The sequence below is a fragment of the Halomonas caseinilytica genome (genome assembly GCF_001662285.1).
GTDB lineage: Bacteria > Pseudomonadota > Gammaproteobacteria > Pseudomonadales > Halomonadaceae > Halomonas > Halomonas caseinilytica.
Map to the genome: position 1 here is coordinate 247,170 of NZ_BDEO01000006.1, position 17,164 is coordinate 264,333.

Annotated in this window: 25 protein-coding genes, 1 tRNA gene and 2 pseudogenes; 22 read left to right on the forward strand and 6 right to left on the reverse strand. The window is 63.2% G+C overall.

Annotation, left to right across the window (positions count from 1 at the left end):
- Positions 1 to 30 precede the first annotated feature (30 nt).
- The 5 genes and pseudogenes from HSDC_RS07405 to HSDC_RS07425 all read right to left on the reverse strand — a co-directional run.
- Positions 31 to 951 (reverse strand): annotated as a pseudogene (locus HSDC_RS07405) (recombination-associated protein RdgC); the annotation flags it as partial.
- Position 952: 1 nt separating this feature from the next.
- Positions 953 to 1,615 (reverse strand): hypothetical protein, encoded by a 663-nt coding sequence (locus tag HSDC_RS07410; RefSeq protein ID WP_137055224.1) that lies wholly within the window; start codon positions 1,613 to 1,615, stop codon positions 953 to 955.
- Positions 1,616 to 1,990: 375 nt separating this feature from the next.
- Positions 1,991 to 2,278, reverse strand: coding sequence for a hypothetical protein (locus HSDC_RS07415; protein ID WP_064699298.1), 288 nt, complete (start codon positions 2,276 to 2,278; stop codon positions 1,991 to 1,993).
- On the reverse strand, positions 2,275 to 2,601 hold the full coding sequence (locus HSDC_RS07420) for a response regulator transcription factor (RefSeq protein WP_064699299.1): 327 nt from the start codon (positions 2,599 to 2,601) through the stop codon (positions 2,275 to 2,277). The genes HSDC_RS07415 and HSDC_RS07420 overlap by 4 nt, the downstream gene beginning before the upstream one ends.
- Positions 2,602 to 2,993: 392 nt before the next feature.
- On the reverse strand, positions 2,994 to 3,467 hold the full coding sequence (locus HSDC_RS07425) for a helix-turn-helix domain-containing protein (RefSeq protein WP_064699300.1): 474 nt from the start codon (positions 3,465 to 3,467) through the stop codon (positions 2,994 to 2,996).
- Positions 3,468 to 3,610: 143 nt separating this feature from the next.
- Here HSDC_RS07425 and HSDC_RS16900 point away from each other — a divergent pair, with 143 nt between their 5' ends.
- Positions 3,611 to 3,844: a hypothetical protein gene (locus tag HSDC_RS16900; RefSeq protein ID WP_064699301.1), complete on the forward strand. Its 234-nt coding sequence runs from the start codon at positions 3,611 to 3,613 to the stop codon at positions 3,842 to 3,844.
- Positions 3,845 to 3,865: 21 nt separating this feature from the next.
- A complete protein-coding gene (locus HSDC_RS07435) occupies positions 3,866 to 4,144 on the forward strand; it encodes a hypothetical protein (protein WP_064699302.1) in 279 nt (92 codons plus the stop codon).
- Positions 4,145 to 4,578: 434 nt separating this feature from the next.
- Here HSDC_RS07435 and HSDC_RS07440 read toward each other — a convergent pair whose 3' ends face one another.
- The gene (locus HSDC_RS07440; RefSeq protein ID WP_064699303.1) at positions 4,579 to 4,866 is read right to left on the reverse strand and encodes a hypothetical protein; all 288 of its coding nucleotides are present in this window, start codon (positions 4,864 to 4,866) and stop codon (positions 4,579 to 4,581) included.
- 716 nt (positions 4,867 to 5,582) lie between these two features.
- Here HSDC_RS07440 and HSDC_RS17020 point away from each other — a divergent pair.
- The 20 genes and pseudogenes from HSDC_RS17020 to HSDC_RS07540 all read left to right on the forward strand — a co-directional run.
- Positions 5,583 to 5,780: pseudogene (locus HSDC_RS17020) on the forward strand (DnaT-like ssDNA-binding domain-containing protein); the annotation flags it as partial.
- A gap of 40 nt (positions 5,781 to 5,820) precedes the next feature.
- A complete protein-coding gene (locus HSDC_RS16830; protein WP_170862772.1) occupies positions 5,821 to 6,603 on the forward strand; it encodes a replication protein P in 783 nt (260 codons plus the stop codon).
- Between the two features lie 2 nt (positions 6,604 to 6,605).
- Entirely contained in the window at positions 6,606 to 7,517 is a 912-nt protein-coding gene (locus HSDC_RS07460; RefSeq protein WP_064699307.1) for a phosphoadenosine phosphosulfate reductase family protein, read from the forward strand.
- A 14-nt stretch (positions 7,518 to 7,531) separates the two neighbouring features.
- Complete coding sequence (locus HSDC_RS07465; RefSeq protein WP_064699308.1) at positions 7,532 to 7,861, forward strand: hypothetical protein; 330 nt, start codon at positions 7,532 to 7,534, stop codon at positions 7,859 to 7,861.
- Complete coding sequence (locus tag HSDC_RS07470; RefSeq protein ID WP_064699309.1) at positions 7,858 to 8,181, forward strand: hypothetical protein; 324 nt, start codon at positions 7,858 to 7,860, stop codon at positions 8,179 to 8,181. The genes HSDC_RS07465 and HSDC_RS07470 overlap by 4 nt, the downstream gene beginning before the upstream one ends.
- Positions 8,174 to 9,346 carry a dATP/dGTP diphosphohydrolase domain-containing protein gene (locus tag HSDC_RS07475; protein WP_064699310.1) on the forward strand — a complete coding sequence of 391 codons (1,173 nt, stop codon included), beginning with the start codon at positions 8,174 to 8,176 and terminating at the stop codon, positions 9,344 to 9,346. The genes HSDC_RS07470 and HSDC_RS07475 overlap by 8 nt, the downstream gene beginning before the upstream one ends.
- Positions 9,343 to 9,708 carry a hypothetical protein gene (locus HSDC_RS07480; protein WP_064699311.1) on the forward strand — a complete coding sequence of 122 codons (366 nt, stop codon included), beginning with the start codon at positions 9,343 to 9,345 and terminating at the stop codon, positions 9,706 to 9,708. Before HSDC_RS07475 ends, HSDC_RS07480 begins: the two co-directional genes overlap by 4 nt.
- The gene (locus tag HSDC_RS16430) at positions 9,705 to 10,160 is read left to right on the forward strand and encodes a DUF968 domain-containing protein (protein ID WP_073292125.1); all 456 of its coding nucleotides are present in this window, start codon (positions 9,705 to 9,707) and stop codon (positions 10,158 to 10,160) included. Before HSDC_RS07480 ends, HSDC_RS16430 begins: the two co-directional genes overlap by 4 nt.
- Positions 10,157 to 10,285, forward strand: a complete 129-nt coding sequence (locus tag HSDC_RS17025; RefSeq protein WP_280168494.1) for a hypothetical protein — start codon at positions 10,157 to 10,159, stop codon at positions 10,283 to 10,285. Before HSDC_RS16430 ends, HSDC_RS17025 begins: the two co-directional genes overlap by 4 nt.
- On the forward strand, positions 10,275 to 10,553 hold the full coding sequence (locus HSDC_RS07490; protein WP_064699313.1) for a hypothetical protein: 279 nt from the start codon (positions 10,275 to 10,277) through the stop codon (positions 10,551 to 10,553). Before HSDC_RS17025 ends, HSDC_RS07490 begins: the two co-directional genes overlap by 11 nt.
- A complete protein-coding gene (locus HSDC_RS07495) occupies positions 10,550 to 10,921 on the forward strand; it encodes a hypothetical protein (RefSeq protein WP_064699314.1) in 372 nt (123 codons plus the stop codon). The genes HSDC_RS07490 and HSDC_RS07495 overlap by 4 nt, the downstream gene beginning before the upstream one ends.
- Complete coding sequence (locus HSDC_RS07500; protein WP_082919979.1) at positions 10,918 to 11,472, forward strand: VRR-NUC domain-containing protein; 555 nt, start codon at positions 10,918 to 10,920, stop codon at positions 11,470 to 11,472. The genes HSDC_RS07495 and HSDC_RS07500 overlap by 4 nt, the downstream gene beginning before the upstream one ends.
- Position 11,473: 1 nt before the next feature.
- Positions 11,474 to 12,160, forward strand: a complete 687-nt coding sequence (locus HSDC_RS07505) for a hypothetical protein (RefSeq protein ID WP_064699315.1) — start codon at positions 11,474 to 11,476, stop codon at positions 12,158 to 12,160.
- A gap of 249 nt (positions 12,161 to 12,409) precedes the next feature.
- Positions 12,410 to 12,628: a hypothetical protein gene (locus HSDC_RS07510; protein WP_064699316.1), complete on the forward strand. Its 219-nt coding sequence runs from the start codon at positions 12,410 to 12,412 to the stop codon at positions 12,626 to 12,628.
- 41 nt (positions 12,629 to 12,669) lie between these two features.
- A tRNA-Met gene (locus HSDC_RS07515) sits at positions 12,670 to 12,745 on the forward strand.
- A 76-nt stretch (positions 12,746 to 12,821) separates the two neighbouring features.
- Positions 12,822 to 13,388: a transglycosylase SLT domain-containing protein gene (locus HSDC_RS07520; RefSeq protein ID WP_064699317.1), complete on the forward strand. Its 567-nt coding sequence runs from the start codon at positions 12,822 to 12,824 to the stop codon at positions 13,386 to 13,388.
- A 27-nt stretch (positions 13,389 to 13,415) separates the two neighbouring features.
- Complete coding sequence (locus tag HSDC_RS07525; RefSeq protein ID WP_082919980.1) at positions 13,416 to 13,769, forward strand: phage holin family protein; 354 nt, start codon at positions 13,416 to 13,418, stop codon at positions 13,767 to 13,769.
- An 8-nt stretch (positions 13,770 to 13,777) separates the two neighbouring features.
- Positions 13,778 to 14,323: a 3TM-type holin gene (locus HSDC_RS07530; RefSeq protein WP_064699318.1), complete on the forward strand. Its 546-nt coding sequence runs from the start codon at positions 13,778 to 13,780 to the stop codon at positions 14,321 to 14,323.
- Between the two features lie 263 nt (positions 14,324 to 14,586).
- Complete coding sequence (locus tag HSDC_RS07535) at positions 14,587 to 15,093, forward strand: DUF1441 family protein (RefSeq protein ID WP_064699319.1); 507 nt, start codon at positions 14,587 to 14,589, stop codon at positions 15,091 to 15,093.
- Positions 15,086 to 17,161, forward strand: coding sequence for a phage terminase large subunit family protein (locus HSDC_RS07540; protein ID WP_064699320.1), 2,076 nt, complete (start codon positions 15,086 to 15,088; stop codon positions 17,159 to 17,161). Before HSDC_RS07535 ends, HSDC_RS07540 begins: the two co-directional genes overlap by 8 nt.
- Positions 17,162 to 17,164: the final 3 nt, after the last annotated feature.

The window sequence follows — 17,164 nt, forward strand, 5'->3', positions numbered from 1 at the left end:
AATGTCCACCAACTCTGAGGGCGCGTTGTGAGCAGCGTCGGCTTGCTGTGCTTCCCCTCCTAGCCACTCGATCAGGCGGTCGATGCTGGCGCCCAGGGCTTGAGCCATGAGCAGGAAGTCGGTCTCGAGGCGCACCAGCGGGTCGCCTTCGTCGTCGGCCTGGCTGGCTTCGTCGATCACGGCGTCGTCGAAGCGGATCGACTTGATGGCCAGGTCGTCGTGGAGCACGAACGTCATGCGGCCCTCGACGCCCAGGGCCAGCTTGCTTGCCTGGCGTCCGCCCTCAAGGAGTTGCTGCACTTCGTCGTTGTCGAGGTCGACCTGGCGGCCACGGAACACTCCGTCATCGCCCTTGGCCTTGAGCTCGACCATGTCACCCATTACCAGGTCGGCGGGGCGAGTGCCTGTATCACCGAGCCATGTGGTCATCGCCCGCATCGGCAGTTCCTGCGTTGCCAACGGCGTGACCTTGAGGCTGCCCAGTGTCTCGCGCAGCAGGTCGAGGGCCTCCTCGGCTCGCTTGCGGCTGCTGGTGTTGATGCCAATGAGCTGGCGCTGAGTGTCCCACCACAGGTCGATGCGCTGGGTGCGGACGAAGGCCCGGGGCAGCAGTTCCTCGTAGACCTGCTCCTTGAGGGTGAGCTTTTCCTGCCGGCGCAGCTTGCGGCCTTCGGTTGCCTCGAGCGCTTCGACACGCTCCTCGACTTCTTCGCGCACCACACCGGCGGGCAGCGGGCGTTCCTGGCGCACAGCAGTCAGCAGCCGATGGCCCTGTAGTTCGTGGCACAGCACTTCGCTGCCGCGACCAGCAGGCGCGGTCCATCCAATGCGCCGGGCCTCACTTCCTCCGAGGGGGCGGTAGGCCTGAGCGGTCAGCAACCCCTCGAGGTAGGCGTCGTCCAACCCGGGCGCGTCGTGCAGACGGTAGAGGTGAAGGTTCTTGAACCACATATCAGGAGACCTCCAGATCGCGCTCGGTGATGACGTACTCGCGGGCGTCTTCGACGATGAAGAAGTCGATCGTGGTGTGCAGATCAGCCCAAGCATTCATCAGGATCTGCAGCTGCTCGCGGGCTTCTGGGGTGGGATCAGGAAAATCTTCGGCGAACTCTCCGCCTTCATCACATGCACGCTCACCCATCTCCTCGATGACGCTGTCGGCGTCCGCGAAATGCGAGGGCGCGAACCTTGTTTTGGTGCCTGTGTAGACCGTGCTTCCTGGCTCGACCGCGTGACACTCGATCAACTCCTGGAACGAATCGTGGCTGTACATCACGCCGTCGCGAGACCATGCCTCCTCCAAGGGCCTGCTAGGCGGCACACTCTTGGCAGCAGCTCGGTCGAGGCGCTCGATCTCGGCGAGGATCAGTGCGGCCGCTTTGATGAGGTTCCGGCGAGCAATAGTGGGCTTCCACCAGGACGCATCCCATGGCCAAGGGCTGGGCACAGTGTCCTGGGCTTTGCCTCTGCCCATCAGGCAGGTGTGTAGCGCGTAGCATCCTGCAGCCGCAGCCAGTTCACCCTGGTGATGGCTGTCATCGTGCTCATGGCTCCAGCCTTCCTGGTTTACCTGTCGATGGCGCTCGGCCAGGACCTCGGCGATAGCTGTATTCATGGAAGCCCCCTGCTGCTGGTAGTTGAAAAAGGCCCTCCCGTGAGAGGGCAACTCGTTCGACCGGCTCTCGCCGGATGTGATGCCGAGGCATCGGGGAGCGACCGGGCCTTCTGCTTGGCGGAGCGTTTACCCGCCATCTGGCCGTCGCACATGACGGCACCCAGCCGCTCTCCGATGTCCCGCAGTTCCTGGAAAAAGCCCGGCCCGGAGGCCGGGAGTACGCAGGGAACTGAAGGGTTTGCTGGCGCCCGGACGGTGTGTCGGCCGCCCGTCACCAGCTGCCGGCGTTTTGCTCGCGACCCGCCTGGCACATGGACCAGCTGACACCGGCGGACGAGGCCCTGATGTGGCCAGGGCGACCGAGAGTGTTCGGTTTCAGTAGCTGGCGAGCTGGCGCTGGTCTTCGCCCTGGGCGGATATGCCCGGGCACTGCTCGTCGGCGATGCCGCGATGGTCGGGCTGCCCGGCGCGGCGATTCAGCGGCACTCCCTGGGCGACCTCAGTCCGCCATAGCGCCACGTCCTCGCAGTACTGCCGGTGCATCTCGGCGGCGACCTCGCGGTCGGTCTGCTGGACGTTCGCCAGAACCAGCAGGCCGGCGCAGGCCAGGGGCAGGGCGCCGAAGCTCATCACGAGACGTTTCAGGTCGGTGAGGTTGCTCATGCCAGCACGCTCCCCAGGTCGCGACGTGCGGACCGATAGGTGGATGCGATCTGCTGGCGCGTGCGTACCGGCTGCCGGGTGCGCATGGCATGGCCGTGCAGGTCGGCGAGCATCAGCGCCAGCGCGAGCGGGGCGATCCAGCCTTTGCGTATTGCCAGTGCAACCAGGTGCGGTGTGTTCTTTGCGCCGGCACGCTGGCAAGCCAGCTTTACCTGTGTTCGCACTGTCAGGACTGATCGACAGAGGCTGATGGCTATCTCTTCGGCGGTCATGCCATCAGCCAGACGGCTCACTATCTCAGCTTGTCGTTTGGTCAGGTCCATGTGTTTATCGCCTTGATAATCAGGTTATGGCCTGATGTTAGGAGCGCGAATCTAAAATATCAAGGGATAAACTGATGAATGGTAGGTTGTGGAGAGAAGATCAGGTTTATGATCTTGATTTTACGGCGGGATTTTCTTCAACTTTTTTACGAGCACGCAGCAGGTCAAACGCCTTGCATAGGTTCACGAGGGATTCTCGCGAGCGCTCCTGCGTGTCTCGATCATTGTTCTTGGTGATAGGAGTGGCGCCAGACCGTTCCTCCATGGATTACCCCCGCGTTCATGTAATGCTGTTTATATATACAGTAACCGAAGAATTCAGATACAGCTACCTCGATGTGCTAGGCATAAAAAAGCCCGCAAATATGCGGGCTTGCATGCAATGGGCGGGGCTAGTCAGTTGGCGGGGCTTCCTCACGTATAGCTAGGGCGTATCGGAATAGAATGCCGTAGGCTTCATCCTCACCTTTGCCCTGCATGACAAGTTCATGGGCTTTCTCCATAACAGCGCTGAACTGCTCGACACTCCCCTCAGGCAGGGCTGCTTTGGTAACCGTGCTGGTCAGCTCTCCGGCCAGCCTCAGCGCTTCATCGGTTGCAAGGCCAGCTTGTGTAGGCGCGTCCTCTCCGGCCAGCTCGGCGGCAGAAACGCCATATTTGGATGCTAGCCGTATAAGGATCTTGTCGCTCGGTGCCGTTTTCAGGCTTTTCCAGTCGGACACAGACTGGGCTTTAACGCCTGCGTCGTCGGCAATCAGTACGCCCAGCCCTCGCTCCTGATGGTGGTCATGGTAGTCCATCGCCGCCTTGGATATGGCGGCCCACATCCTGCGCTTCTCTTCATCCGTGGGTTTGCGGCGGGGCATCGGGTATCTCGCGATTATCAACTAATAGCTTGATTGTAGGCACCTCACATCCATTCTCAATACCGAAAATCAGGTATTGTCTTGCCAATATCAGGCCAATGCGGCTAGCATAATCAGGAGTAGACCTGATATTAAGGCTGGCCATGACGACTCAACCCACATCTCTCAAAGACGTCATCAACGATTGTGGTGGCGCTCCTGCCGTAGCGAAGCGGCTGAATCGGAGCAACCAGTACGTCCACGAGTGGCTGCAGAGAGGTCATCTGCCGCTGTCTGAACTGACCGGGCGGACACGCTACAGCGAGACCCTCGCCTCCATGCAGCGCGAGGGGAAGCTGTCTGCGGCTGAAATCCGCCGCATTGGGTTGCGGCTCTAGGCCAGCGGGCGAGGGGACGCCATGACGATGACAACGACACCGATCGGTCGCGACCGCGACCACCTGATCGACAAGACGAACCGCCTGCAGCGCGAGCGTGCCGAACTGGCCCTGACCGGCCCGACGCTGGCGCGCCTCCGCTGCGACCTGCGGTACCACCAAGCGATGACTGACCTGCTGGCGCTGACCGATCCCTGGGATGACGACGCCCGGGTGATCGTCAACGGCCGCCGGCTGATGCACCAGTTCTTTGCCGATCACTACCAGCACGAGCTCGAGCAGATCGAGGGGGCAGCGTGATGAATACCACAAGACCGATTAAGACAGAGGATCGCCGGACTGCTTTGGAGGCAGTGGGTCGAGCGGCAGTTGCTGGTGCGCAAAAAGGGGGGGGTGATGCTACGGAACAGGCCTGTCAGGTAGCCAGGGCGATGTTGGTCGGCGCTGCAATCTTAGATGGTCGAGAAGCGCCGATCGTTCTTGTTGGCGCAGGAATGAGCCTACCTGACCAAGCCAATGACCTCGAGGAGCTGGCGGCCTGGTGCCGCCAGCAGCAAGCCGATATTGATCGGCTTATGTCGGGAGATCGCTCGTCCGAAGGTAGATCAGGTCGCGGGCTTGAGGGAGGAAGCAGGGAATGAACGGTTTCCGAGACATTGATGCCCGCTATCTCGACCTAAAGGCGCGCCAACTGGCGCTGAAAGCCGAGATGGCGCGCCAATCAGGTGACCCGGTCAGAGCCGATCTTCTGGAGGCAAGGTCCAGCCTTCTCGCTCTTCAAGCAGGGCAAAGCGCAGTTCGTCCTCGCTCAGGGCAAGCACGGTCGCAGGAGTCCAGTGATGCTTCTGCATGAGGTAGTAGCGCAGCGCATGAATGCCGTGGAGGTCATCGGATTGGTACCCCTCGCGCTCGGCGACGTGATCGCCAAACCTAGCCAGCAGCCATTTTTGCTGTGCTTCGGTCTGGAAGATTTTCTGGTCGAGCTCACGGCGCTGGCGCTGATGGTTATCAGTTTCGGCCATGTCGGTGTTCCTTCTGGTTGCGTGAGAACTTCCAGTGTATCGGTCGCCGGCATGGCCCTCTACAACGCCGGGGGTGTGGCATGAGCGATATTACCGCCGCCATGCTCCCGGCCCTCCTGGGCCGCCCTGTGGCCTACCAGCCGGTGTTCACCCAACTCCCGGGTGTCTCGGTGCAGGGCGCCATTTTCCTGAGTCAGGCGCTGTTCCTTGGCAACACGCCAACGGCCAGGGAGCGTAATGGATGGTTCTGGAAAGAGCAGCAGGGCGCCCACGATAGCTGGGAAGCCGAGACTGGGATGAGTGCCAAGCAGCAGCAGACGGCACGGCGTCAGTTGGTGGCCATCGGTGTCCTCGAGGAGGTCCGGAAGGGGGTGCCGGCCAAGACGTGGTACCGGGTGAACTGTGACCGTCTGGCCGAGCAGTTGGCCGAGGCACTGAGCGATGACGCGCCTCAAGAACAGGCCGCGAGGCCCGCCACTGGCCAGAATCTCCCATCGGGAGAATCTGAAAACTCCCAAACGGAGAATCAAGAATCTCCCAACGGGAGTGCACAGAATCCCCCAAACGGAGATTCCTTACAGAGACTACAACAGAGAATTCCCCCTACCCCTCTGTCGGGCGCGAGCGATGCTGGAGCCGACCCGCTGGGGCAGGCAGCGAACCTGGACGACAACGGCCAGCCGCTGGACCGCACTCCCGAGCCTCGACAGCAACCGATGACCTACGACTGGCAGCCCAATGCCGATCAACTGGCTGCCGCTTGTATGCGTCGCCGCCTGCCGACCGGCACCTGGCCGGATGCCGACACCCTGGCGGACTTCACCGACCACTTCGCCCAGAAACCCAACGAGCGGCGCACCGCCCAGGGCTGGCATGAGCGCTTGGCCAAGTGGCTGGCCGAAGACCGCCGCCGCCAGTACGCCACCTCCCAGGCCACAACCGGAGGACCTGACCATGCACAACGCCCAGCAGCTCACCGAAGCGACGATCGCCGGTCTGAACGCGAGGCGGTCCGGGAACAGCTCGCCAACCCGGGAGACACCAGCTGGGCAGACGGCTGGTGGCCAGAAGACGACACCGCCGAGGGAGCAGACGCTGGCGCTGGTCAACCAGGTATTCACCCGGCTGGAAGCGATTTTCCCGAGGACCTGGGCGAGTGCGTTCCCGAGTGCGGACATGCTGAATCTGGCTCGACGGGAGCTGGCGCAGGAACTGACCCGCTGGTCGGCGCTGCCGACACGGCAGGTGGTCGAGCGGGCGATGAGCGAACTGAAGCGAGCGGGGAGTACCTGGCCGCCGACGATCCCGGTGCTGGTCTCGATGCTGGCGCCGACCCCGGAGGACTTCGGTATGCCAGCGACTGGTGAGGCCTGGCGCGAAGCGCTGGCCCACGCCCATGAGCCTCGCCGGCACCGGTGGAGCCATGAGGCTGTAAGGCTGGCCGGCAATGCCGTCGGCTGGTGGGACCTGACGCACACCACGGCGCAGAGCCAGTGGCCACGCCTCGAAAAGCGCTTCGCCCGCGAGTACCAGGCCCTGGTCAATCGGGTGATGGCCGGCGAGGACCTGACGCCGCGCCACCTGCTCGAGCACGACGGCCACCGCTCACAAGCCGAGCTCGCCGAGCGGGCCGGGCAGGAACGTGCCGACCGGCTGGTGGATGACGCCGGCCTGCCGCATCGAATGAACGCCGACCAGGGACTGCGCTCCCTGCGGGCCGCACTGGGGAGGGGATGAGCATGGCGCTGAAGAATGTGATCAGCATCAGTGGCGGCAAAGATTCGACGGCGATGCTCCTGCTGGCGCTTGAGAGGGATGCGCCCGAGATGGTGGTCGTGTTCGCTGATACCGGTCATGAGCATCCGGAGACGTATCGCTATATCGACTACCTCGAGCGGGCTACTGGTGTCGCGATCCGGCGAGTGATGCCGGACTTCTCTCGAGATTTTGAGCGCAAGAGGAGCTACATCGCTGAGCACTGGCCGGAGGACATCCGGCAGCGAGCTATTGAGGCGCTAGTTCCCACCGGAATTCCGTTCCTGGACCTCGCCATGTTGAAAGGCCGGTTTCCGAGCACGAAGGCCAAGTTCTGCACCGAGCACCTCAAGGTGCTGCCCATCCAGCAGCAGGTGGATATGCCGTTATTGGCTGCTGGGCATGATGTCGTGAGCTGGCAGGGGGTTCGTCGTGATGAATCGCCAGCCCGGTCACGACTGGGTGAATGGGAAGAGCTTGATCTGGGTGTGATGGCCTATCGACCGATCCTCGATTGGGACGTTGAGCGAGTTTTTGCCATGCACCGAAAGCACGGCATTGAACCCAACCCCCTCTATAGCCAGGGCATGAGCCGCGTTGGCTGTATGCCGTGCATCCACGCCCGCAAGCAAGAACTTCGTGAGATTGCGAGCCGATTTCCCGAGGAGATTGAGCGCGTAGCCGAATGGGAGCGCATTGTCAGCCGGGCGGCGAAGCGTGGCGTTGCCACATTCTGGGCTGCTCGAGGGGAGGCGGATGTCTCGTTGATGCGCCATGGCATTCACTCGGCTGTCGAGTGGTCGCGCACAACTCGAGGAGGAAGACAGTTCGATCTGATTGCTGCGACGAGTGATGGCAATACCGAGTGCTCGTCCGTCTACGGCCTTTGCGAGTAAGGGAGGGGATAACCATGGGAGCCATGATGCAGCCCACCGGTCGGGAGGTATCCCGCGAGGGCTATGACGACGTCCGCCGGTCGGGTCGACAGGCCCGCCAGCGCCAGCAGGTTCTCGATGCCATCCGACAGGGTGGTCCCTGCACTCGGCAGCGCCTTTCGGAGCTTACCGGGCTGGCGCTGTCCTCGATCTGCGGTCGCTGCCGCGAACTGCTGGACGCCGGCCAGCTGACCGTGATCGGCACTGCCGGCAAACCGGCCCGCCAGATCCTGGCATACGTGCCCGAGGCCAACGACGCGCCTCGGGGTGACCTACTCGACGACTGCACGGAGGTGGCCCAGTGAAACCCATCGACATCGAACACCAAGTGCTGCTGGCGCTGCGCTCAACGTCAGGGCAGGCCATCCACGCCATCCGGCGCCGGATCACCACCGCCCAGGGCGAGGGCCCGGGCTGGCGGCAGGTGGCCAACACGGTGAACCGTCTCGAGCGCCGGGGCTGGGTGCTGATCGTCGCCGAGCAGGAGATCAACGAGGTATGGCATCCCGCCTATGGGCTGACCGATGCCGGACGCGAGCAGGCCGACCGGGTGCATGCCCAGCGGATCAATGCCAGTGCTGCTGGCGCCAGCAAAGAACAGGACAAGGAGGTGGCAAGTGAGTGACATCGACAAGCATCAAAAGAAGGTCCTGCTGGCGCTGGTCCAGGAGCACCGAGAGAGCCGGAAGCCGGTACGCGCGCTGATCATCAAGGCGGCGATGAACGCCCGTGACAAGGTGAAGCGCGAACAGATCGATCTGGCCCTGGAGTATCTGTATCAACACGAGCTGATCAGCAAGCACGGCCACGATGGCTGGGCGCCGACCGGCAAGGGAATGAAGGTCGCGGCGGGGAGCCTGGAAGGCCCGGTGGCAGCCCCTGCCCGCAAGACCGGCAGCGCGCCGAAACACGAGCCGGAGCCGGCCCCGGCAGTCAAGGTGTTAACAAAGAGCAAGCCCAAGGCATCACGCCCTGTGACCGTCGTCCTCGCCGAGTGCATCAAGCGGTTGAGCGACATGGTGGCGGACTATCGGATCACCGGGATGGGCGAGTTCACCGATCTGGCCATCCTCCTGAGGCCTGCCGGGTTCGAAACCGAGAAATTGGGTGGACTCTCCAGCGCGGACATGTTCTTCGCGGTGATTGATGCCATCCGTCAGCTGCCGAACAACGCAAGCCGTAAAGGCGCCCTCGGCATCATTGATGACGACCTCATGGCCTGCGAGGAGAGGTTGGGCGAGTTCTATGAGGCCTCCCGTCGGATAGTGGCCGGCGAGCGGACCTCCATGGAAGTTGGGCCGGTCGTGATAGAGGCGGGGGATATGCAAGGCCTGATCCCTGAGCCGACGAGCGATAGCGAGCCAGAATCGCCCGAGGAGGTAAATCAGCCTACTCCTAAGGAGGTACTCCGCCACACGGTGGGCAGCGAGCCAGAGGTCGTGGAGATCGGGAAAGCGACCGAGGAGCCGACAGGCCGCAAGGATGACGGTGGCGAGCTCCGCATGGACCTGCTGTTCACCGACATGCCGAATGCCTTGGCCGAGGTCGTCGAGGTTCTCACCCTGGATGCCGTCCAGCACGCGCCGGGAGATTGGCAGCACGCCCCCGATCCTGCACGCCGGTACCAAGCGGAAAGCCTTCGGCATGAGCTGGCGCTGGCGCGTGGGGAGGACCTCGATGCCGAGACACGTCGACACCACCTGGCGCATTCCATTTGCAGTCAGCTGTACCGCCTCGAGCTGGCGCTCAGGGCGTCCGGGGAGGGCCAGGAAGCGGAGGTGTCGGCATGAACATCTTTTTGCGTATTCATGACCGCCTGACGGGCGTGCTGGGGCGGGACTGCGAAGGGAAGGCGGTGAGGAAAGGTGATCTCGTGGAGCCTGCGCCGCATGTTCCGAGGAAGCTAATTGGCCCCGCTGCCAGGTGCCAGATGACAGCCGTCCGATGCCCCAATAAAGCGGACATCGATACGTGTGGCGAATCAGTCGCCCTGATTTGCATCAACCCTGACGGCGTTGACGTCTGGGTTAAGGAGTGGGGAGCCATCCGCAAAGTCCCTAAGAGCGAGCAGGATGCCCGCTGGGAGAACGTCGAGCGTATTACGGGATGGAAGCCCCGCACCGCCGAGCAGCCGAGCGAGGAGGTGGCATGAAACGCACGCCGCTCGAAAGAAAGTCACCGCTCCGCGCCAATGCACCGATGAACCGCAAGCGGGAGAAGCGACAGCCCGCTTTAACAGGCAATCGCCGAGTTAAAAAATCGGGCGCGAAATCTCAACAGCGCTTCCGCAGCGAGCGGTATCTGCGGTTTGTCCGGTCGCTGCCTTGCTGCTGCTGTGGAGGCCCTGCGGATTCGGCCCACCACGTCATTGGTATCTGGCAACTGGGAGGCATGGCCCTGAAAGCACCTGACAGCTTCGCCATGCCGGTCTGCGACGGGCCAGGGAGTTGCCATGAAGCCATCCATGCGCACCCCGAGGCATTGGCTCACCAGCCCCGCTGGCTGCGCCACACGATAGCGCTGGGCATGCAGGAATTCGACGGCGAGATCCGCGAGGCGCTGGTCGAGGCGTTGGCGTTCATCAACAAGCAGGAGGCGGCATGAGCTTGATCGCTTGGATCGCCTGGGGATTGGCAGGTCTCGTCATCCTGGCCGTCTTTGTCCTGGGCAACGTCTGGCTGGTGATGGGTGACATGGACGCCCGGGGAGACGTTCACGATGACGACTGATCGCCGGAGCCTCGCCCAACAGGCCGGCATGCTCTGCAACCTGCCGGCCTTCGGTCTCTACCTCGATGCGCGGGCACGTCGGGACAAGGGGATGACGCGCGAGCAGCTACCCGACGGTACCCACAACGCCGAGGACGCAGCCGACGCCGTGCGCCGGGCATGTGGCGTGGAGAGCCGGGTGGACCTGGATCGAAACGAGCAAGCGGCGGCGATGTACAAGCGGATCGTCGCCGACTTTGGACGCTGGAAGCGGAGATCGGAATCATGAGTGAAGTGACGTCGCAACCAAGAGGAGAGGGCAAGGGGCTTCTCTTTGCGCTGTCCTTGATCGTGCCGCTGTGGGCCTACCCGCTTACCGGTGGAGCCGGGAACCTGGCTGCCTTCCTAGCATGGGGCGCGGGCTTAGCGTGGTTGCTGCTGACGATGATCGCGTTGGTGGGCGTAACGCACATGAAATCACCGTCACGAAAGCCCCCGGCTGCATTCCAGTGGGTTCTTCGCTGGAGTTGGTACGCCGGGATCGCATGGGTGGTATATCACGGGGCCTTCGCACTAGCCGCGCTTCACACTGCGGTTGCCATCTTCCTCTGGATACTCGCCAAGGCACAAAAGGCGGTTCGTGAGGCTGAGGAATGAGCTGGCGCAACTACGGGAAGACGCCGGGCCGCCGCAAGCCCAAGGCCGATGGTAAGCCGCGCCGGAAACCGGTGGATTGGGAAGGCCAGGAGCAGGCCATCCTGATCCGCTGGCTGTATGGCGAAATGATGCGCGGCACGCCGGTAGGCGACCTCTATGCGGCGACCTATCACGTCCCCAATGGTGGCTACCGACTGGGCAAGGAAGCCGGGCGCATGAAGGCCCAGGGCGTGAAAGCCGGGGTGAGTGACTTGCCGGTGATGGAGGCACGCGGGGGATGGTTTGGGCTCTACCTGGAATTCAAGGCAACGCCGCCACGGGATGCCGATCTGGCGCCGAGTCAACGTGAGTGGCTGGAAGAGGCGGAGGGGAGGGGGTATTGCGCGGCGCTGGCGCTTGGCCTCGAGGAAGCCAAGGCCGTCTTGAGGGAGTACGCCAGTTGGGTGAAGACGGCGCACCACCAGGGGAAACGGCTGGCGCTGACGAATGGCACGGAATGGAGAAGGGGGCACGGCGATGGGAATGGCAGCAACGGCAATACAGGGGAGTGACGTGGACTATCAGCGGATCGGTATCTGGACACTGCGGGAGCTGGCGCGGCAGTCGCACGAGGATCATGACCCGGATGCGGCGCGGGTTTTCGTGAGCCGGATTCTCGACATTGAGGTCGAGCGCCGGACGGTACACGACCATCACAACCAGGGCTGGCACAGCCACAGCCCTTGTGCCCCTGGGCTGGCGCCCGGCGGTACCGCGATTGCCCGTGAGCCGTTGGCGGCCCTGTACGACCGAGGCATCTACACGCATGAACAGCATGAGGCCGCGCGCCGCTGGATAGAATCGGCAGGCATCAAACCGCGCCAGCTTCTCGCGGCGCTGATTCAGGCGGCCAAGTTGCATCCCCGAGCGGTGAGCAACACGCCCTGGACCAAGAGCTATGACCATATCGCCGAACACATCGACTGGTACGCCAAGGCATTGGGGTTCGTGGCGGTACCGGGCACGCAGAGCCGGACGGTCGTGCGTGAGGTCCATCGCCAGCATCGCAACAGGCTGCACGTTTGGCCGATGCCGGCCGATCGGGTCGATGCTGAGCTGGCGCGTGTGGAGGCAGCAGGGCAGCCGCGAAAGGTCGAGGAGCAGCAAGAGGAGAGGGTGCCGGTATTCAAGGATGGCAATGCTCTGAAGAGTACAGCCCGCCGGGGACGGGCCGAGTTGATGCTCCTGGCTAGCATTTGAATCCACATCTTGTATGAACGACACGACTGATCTACTATATGTGTAGCTTGGCGATCAGTACGCGCCAGGCGCCAGACATCACAAACGCCCTGCCGATCCGGTGGGGCGTTTTGCGTTCTGAACGCCCGACCATTCGCGGCCTGCCGGATTACCTCGGCGGGCCGCTTGCGTTTGCGAGCATCGCGGCGGCTGATGTCTGGAGCGAACCATAGCCGCCGGAGTGATTGATCGACTGACTGAGAGGTGTTTATGGCAACTGTGCGACAGCCCATCACCAATGTGCTGGTGATCAACAAGAACACTGGTGCGGAATATGCCAAGGCATGCTTGGAGGTATGCCGCCGTAAGGATGGAGCGGTTGAGCTGCTGGTGGCGGAAGCCGTGGTCGAACCTGTTCAGCATCCCAGCGAAGTTTTGCTGATAAGTGACCGCGGGACCTGCTGGCATCGCTTCCATACTGGCGAATGATCATCTTCTCGCCGGGATGTCCCGGTGAGACTTCAGTTTCAAGCGGGCGGGACAGACGGTTAAGTCGCCGGGCTCATAACCCGGAGATACCTGGTTCGACTCCAGGGCTCGCTACCAGTCAAAGCCATTCCCCGGGTGCTCGTCCCCTCGCGCCCATGCCTTGAGGGAGTGGCTTCTTATCGCCGAGGTGCCTATGCAGTGGCTCGATCACGTTGCCGCCATTCCGCATGGCGCCATCCGTCTCGCGTGGGCGGCACATGTCGACGATGCGTTCGCTGAGCGTGTCATCGAGATGTGCGAGGACTTCGGGTGGTCGATGGATCAAGCGGGCCATGTGATGGCCTGTATTGCATTCGAGAGTGGGCGCACGTTCAGCCCTGAGATCCAAAATGCCGCCGGATCTGGCGCGACCGGGCTGATCCAGTTCATGCCAGCCACCGCTCGAGGTCTGGGCACGACCACCGACGAACTGGCCGGCATGACACCGACCCGCCAGCTCGATTACGTGCAGGACTACTTCCAGCCTTACCACCGGCGCATCCGCACCCTGCCTGACATGTACATGGCCATCCTGCTGCCGAAGTACGTCGGCGAGCCGGGAGGCAGCGTGCTGTTCTCCGGCGGTATCGCCTATCGGCAGAACGCCGGCCTGGACGCGAACAGCGACGGCAAGATCACCAAGGACGAGGCGAGCGCCAAGGTCCAGAACATGCTGGTCGAAGGCCAGCGCCCAGCAAACTCTCGGCTTATAGCGCCGTAAACGCAGGCCGCCCAAGAGGTGCGCCATATGACGAAACGCAAACCTGAGAGCCGCTCCATGCCCGGACGAGACCCGCAAAACTGGCAGTGGCTGCTCGACTATTTCCCGCATCTCGGGATGGCAGTCATGACATTCGCCGTCGCGCTCGCGCGTGGAGTGCATGAGGGCAGCCCGATGAAGAAAGCCCTGCTCGGCGCGGTGGTCTGCACCCTGCTGGCCATTGCGCTGTATCCCGTATTCCTGTGGCTCGCCGAGTCACGGGCGTGGCCACAAGAGGTGGCGATTGCCCCCTGCGTGTTCCTCGGCTTTCTGGGCACGGAGTGGATCCGCAACAAGGCGGACGACCTCTATGACGTCCTGATCGGCCGCCGGCGGAAGTGAGGTTACTGATGGACTGGTCCGATGTCGCAGAAACCGTGGGCAAGATCGCGCCAGCTGCTGGCGGGGCTCTATACGGTCCACTTGGCGCTGCTGTTGGTGGTGTCATCGCTGACAAGCTGGGTGTGGAGCAGTCACCGCAAGCGGTCAGCCAGGCGATCAATGCAGACCCCGAGGCGGCGGTAAAGCTGCGGGAGATCGAGGCCACCGCGCAAGCCACTCAAGCACAGGAGCGCACCAAGCGTCTTCAGTCGGTCAACGAGACCATGCGCGCTGAGCTGGATGCCAAAAGCCCACTCAAGAGTGCATGGCGTGGCGTCACCGGCTGGACGTTCGCTCTCTCCTGCGCCGGCATAATGAGCTCAATCGTGTGGGCCATGTTCCAGCCCGGAGCAAATACTGCCGAGCTACTGAGCAACGCTCTGGTCATGTTCGGGATCATGGCTGCGGTGCTGGGTATCGACATCCAGCGGGCTGGCCGTGAGCGCCTGGCGAGCATGGGTCAGCAGTCCATCAGCTTCATGGATGCCGTGAAGACGCGCGTGGCTGGCAAGTGACGCATCGGTGAGCGCCCCATTCTGCCCACGCAGTCTCAACACAGCCCTGAGCGGGGCGCTCAACCCATGCGAGCGCGAGGCCAGCCGCCGCGAGGCCGCTGGCGCGGGTCCTTCCAGCCGATTTCAGCCTGTCCACGGGGGACCGCAGCCGCGGAATTCGACAAATTTTCGGCGCAATAGGGCCTCCACCACCAGCGTGCTCTAACCCGCATGGTTGTGGGATTTCGAGGTGGTGACGGTGGTGAAACAAGGACTGACTGGATGTGGCACAGATCAATCGCCTGGAAGAGGCCTACAACTGGAATATCAGCAGGCTGGCCGATGCGTTTGGTCTGGATCGCGGCACCGTGCGCCGCCGGCTGAAGGAAGGCGGCGTCGTACCGGCAGGCACGCGTAACGGCGTCAACGTCTATGCCCTGAAGGATGCTGGCCCCGCGCTGTTCGGTGACACGATGTCGGCCGGCGGAGTCGGGCCGGATGAGATGCTGCCCTCCGACCGCAAGGCCTGGTACCAGTCTGAAAACGAGCGCATCAAGCTGGAGAAGGATCTCCGCTTGCTGGTGCCGGTCGAGGAAGCGCACCGCGAGATGAGCCTACTGGCCAAGGCAGTGGCCAGCGGCCTGGACAGCCTGGCCGACATGCTCGAGCGCGATGCCGGGCTGCCGCCTGAGGCCATCGAGTTGGTCGAGCAGACGACCGACGCACTCCGCGAGCAGATGTACCAGGCGATCATCGTCGACGACGAGGATGAGGAGGCGAGCAGTGGGTAATACCGCCAGTGCCGCCGCGATTCGTCGAGACGTTGCCGAGTTGATTCGACCGCCGCGCCGCATTCGGGCCAGCCAGGCCGCCGGCGAGGTCATGAAGGTGGTTGGAGGTGACGGCACAGTCCGAGACTGGAATGCCGATGCCACGCCCTACATGGTCGAGCCCCTCGATTGCATGGGGAGCCGACGCTATGACGCGGTGATCTTCGTCGGCCCGGCGCGCACGGGCAAGACCAATGCGCTGGTCGATGGTTATGTGGCCTACAAGATCGACTGCGACCCTGGCGACGGGTTGATCATCCAGATCAGTGAGGACAAGGCTCGCGAGTTCAGCAAGAAGCGCATCGACCGCATGCTGCAGCACTCGCCGCGTCTGATTCCTCGGCTGAGTCCGCGTGGCCACGACAACAACGTCCATGACAAGACATTCCGAGCCGGCAACTACCTGGGTATCAAGTGGCCGTCTAAGAACGTCATGGCCAGCTCGGACTATCAGTTCGTGCTGATTACCGACTTCGACCGCCTGGATGATGACGTCGACGGCGAGGGCGATCCCTTCACCCTGGCCAGCAAGCGGACCCAGACATTCGGCTCCACTGGCATGACGCTGGCCGAGAGCTCGCCGGGGCGTGAGATCACCGACCCGGACTGGCAGCAACCGGCGGATGCGCCGCACATGGCGCCGCCGACGACGGGCATCCTCGATCTGTTCAACCAGGGCGACCGTCGCCGCTGGTACTGGCAATGCCCCGAACGGGCGTGCCGACGCTGGTTCCAGCCGATCAGGGACCACTTTCAACTGAGCAGTCGCCGGGTGTGTTGCCCGCATTGCGGTACCGAGGTCGACCCGAAGGCCAAGCGCGGCCTGAACCTCAACGGGCGCTGGGTACCGGAAGGCTGCGAACTGACCCTCGAGGGCGAGCTGATCGGCACGCCCCGGCAGACCCGCATCGCCTCTTTCTGGATGGAGGGCCCGGCAGCGGCCTTTCAGAGCTGGGTCAGCCTGGCCGAGAAGTTGGAGCGTGCCGAGGAAACCTTCGAGCAGACCGGCAGCCAGGAGACGCTCAAGACCGTCATCAACACCGACTGGGGGCGTCCCTACCAGCATCGCCGCGGCGATGTGCAGCGTTCCAGCGCCCGGCTGATGGATCGGGCCGAGCAGGTCGAGCGCCGCACCGTGCCGCACGGTGTGCGTTTCCTGACGGCCGGCGTCGATGTCCAGGGCGGCAAGAACCGGCGCTTCGTCGTGCAGGTGCATGGCTGGGGGCCCAACCGAGAAACCTGGGTCGTCGATCGCTTCAACATCAAGGAAGACCGAGGACCGGACAACGATCAACCGCCTCGGCAGATCAACCCGGCCACTCAGCCAGAGGACTGGGACCTGCTGACGCGGGACGTCCTTCAGCGCTCCTATCGGCTAGGCGATGGTTCTGGCCGCCGCATGCCGATTGCCTGCGTGGCGGTCGACACCGGGGGCGAGGGCGACGGCGAGGAGTCGGTGACCTCCCAGGCCTATGAGTGGTTCCGGCGGTTGCGCAAGGATGGGCTGCAGAGCCGGGCGTATCTGGTGAAGGGCGGCAGTGGCAAGACCGACAGCCGGGTTCGACGCACCTGGCCCGACAACACCGGCCGCAAGACACGACGCAGCAAGGCGCGCGGGGATGTGCCGCTGTACATCCTGGGCACGGATCTGCTCAAGGACGTCATCGCCGGGATGATGGATCGCGATCATCCCGGGGCGGGCTACATGCACCTGCCGTCCTGGCTGGGTCGCTGGTGGTACGACGAGCTGACCTATGAGGTCCGCGACCCGGCCACCGGCAAATGGAGCAAGCCGGGCAAGCGGCCCAATGAGGCATTCGACCTGTGCGTCTACAACCTGGCGCTGTTCATCCTGCTCAAGGGCGAGGTGATCGACTGGAGTGCGCCCCCGATCTGGGCCAACGACTGGGATACCAATGCGTTGATCTTCGATCCCAATGAGTCCGAGCAGGATCGTGCTGCCCCCAAATGGAAAGAGTCACCTGCACCGTCGAAGCGACGGCGCCGGGTCGCTAAACCCCGGATATAGGAG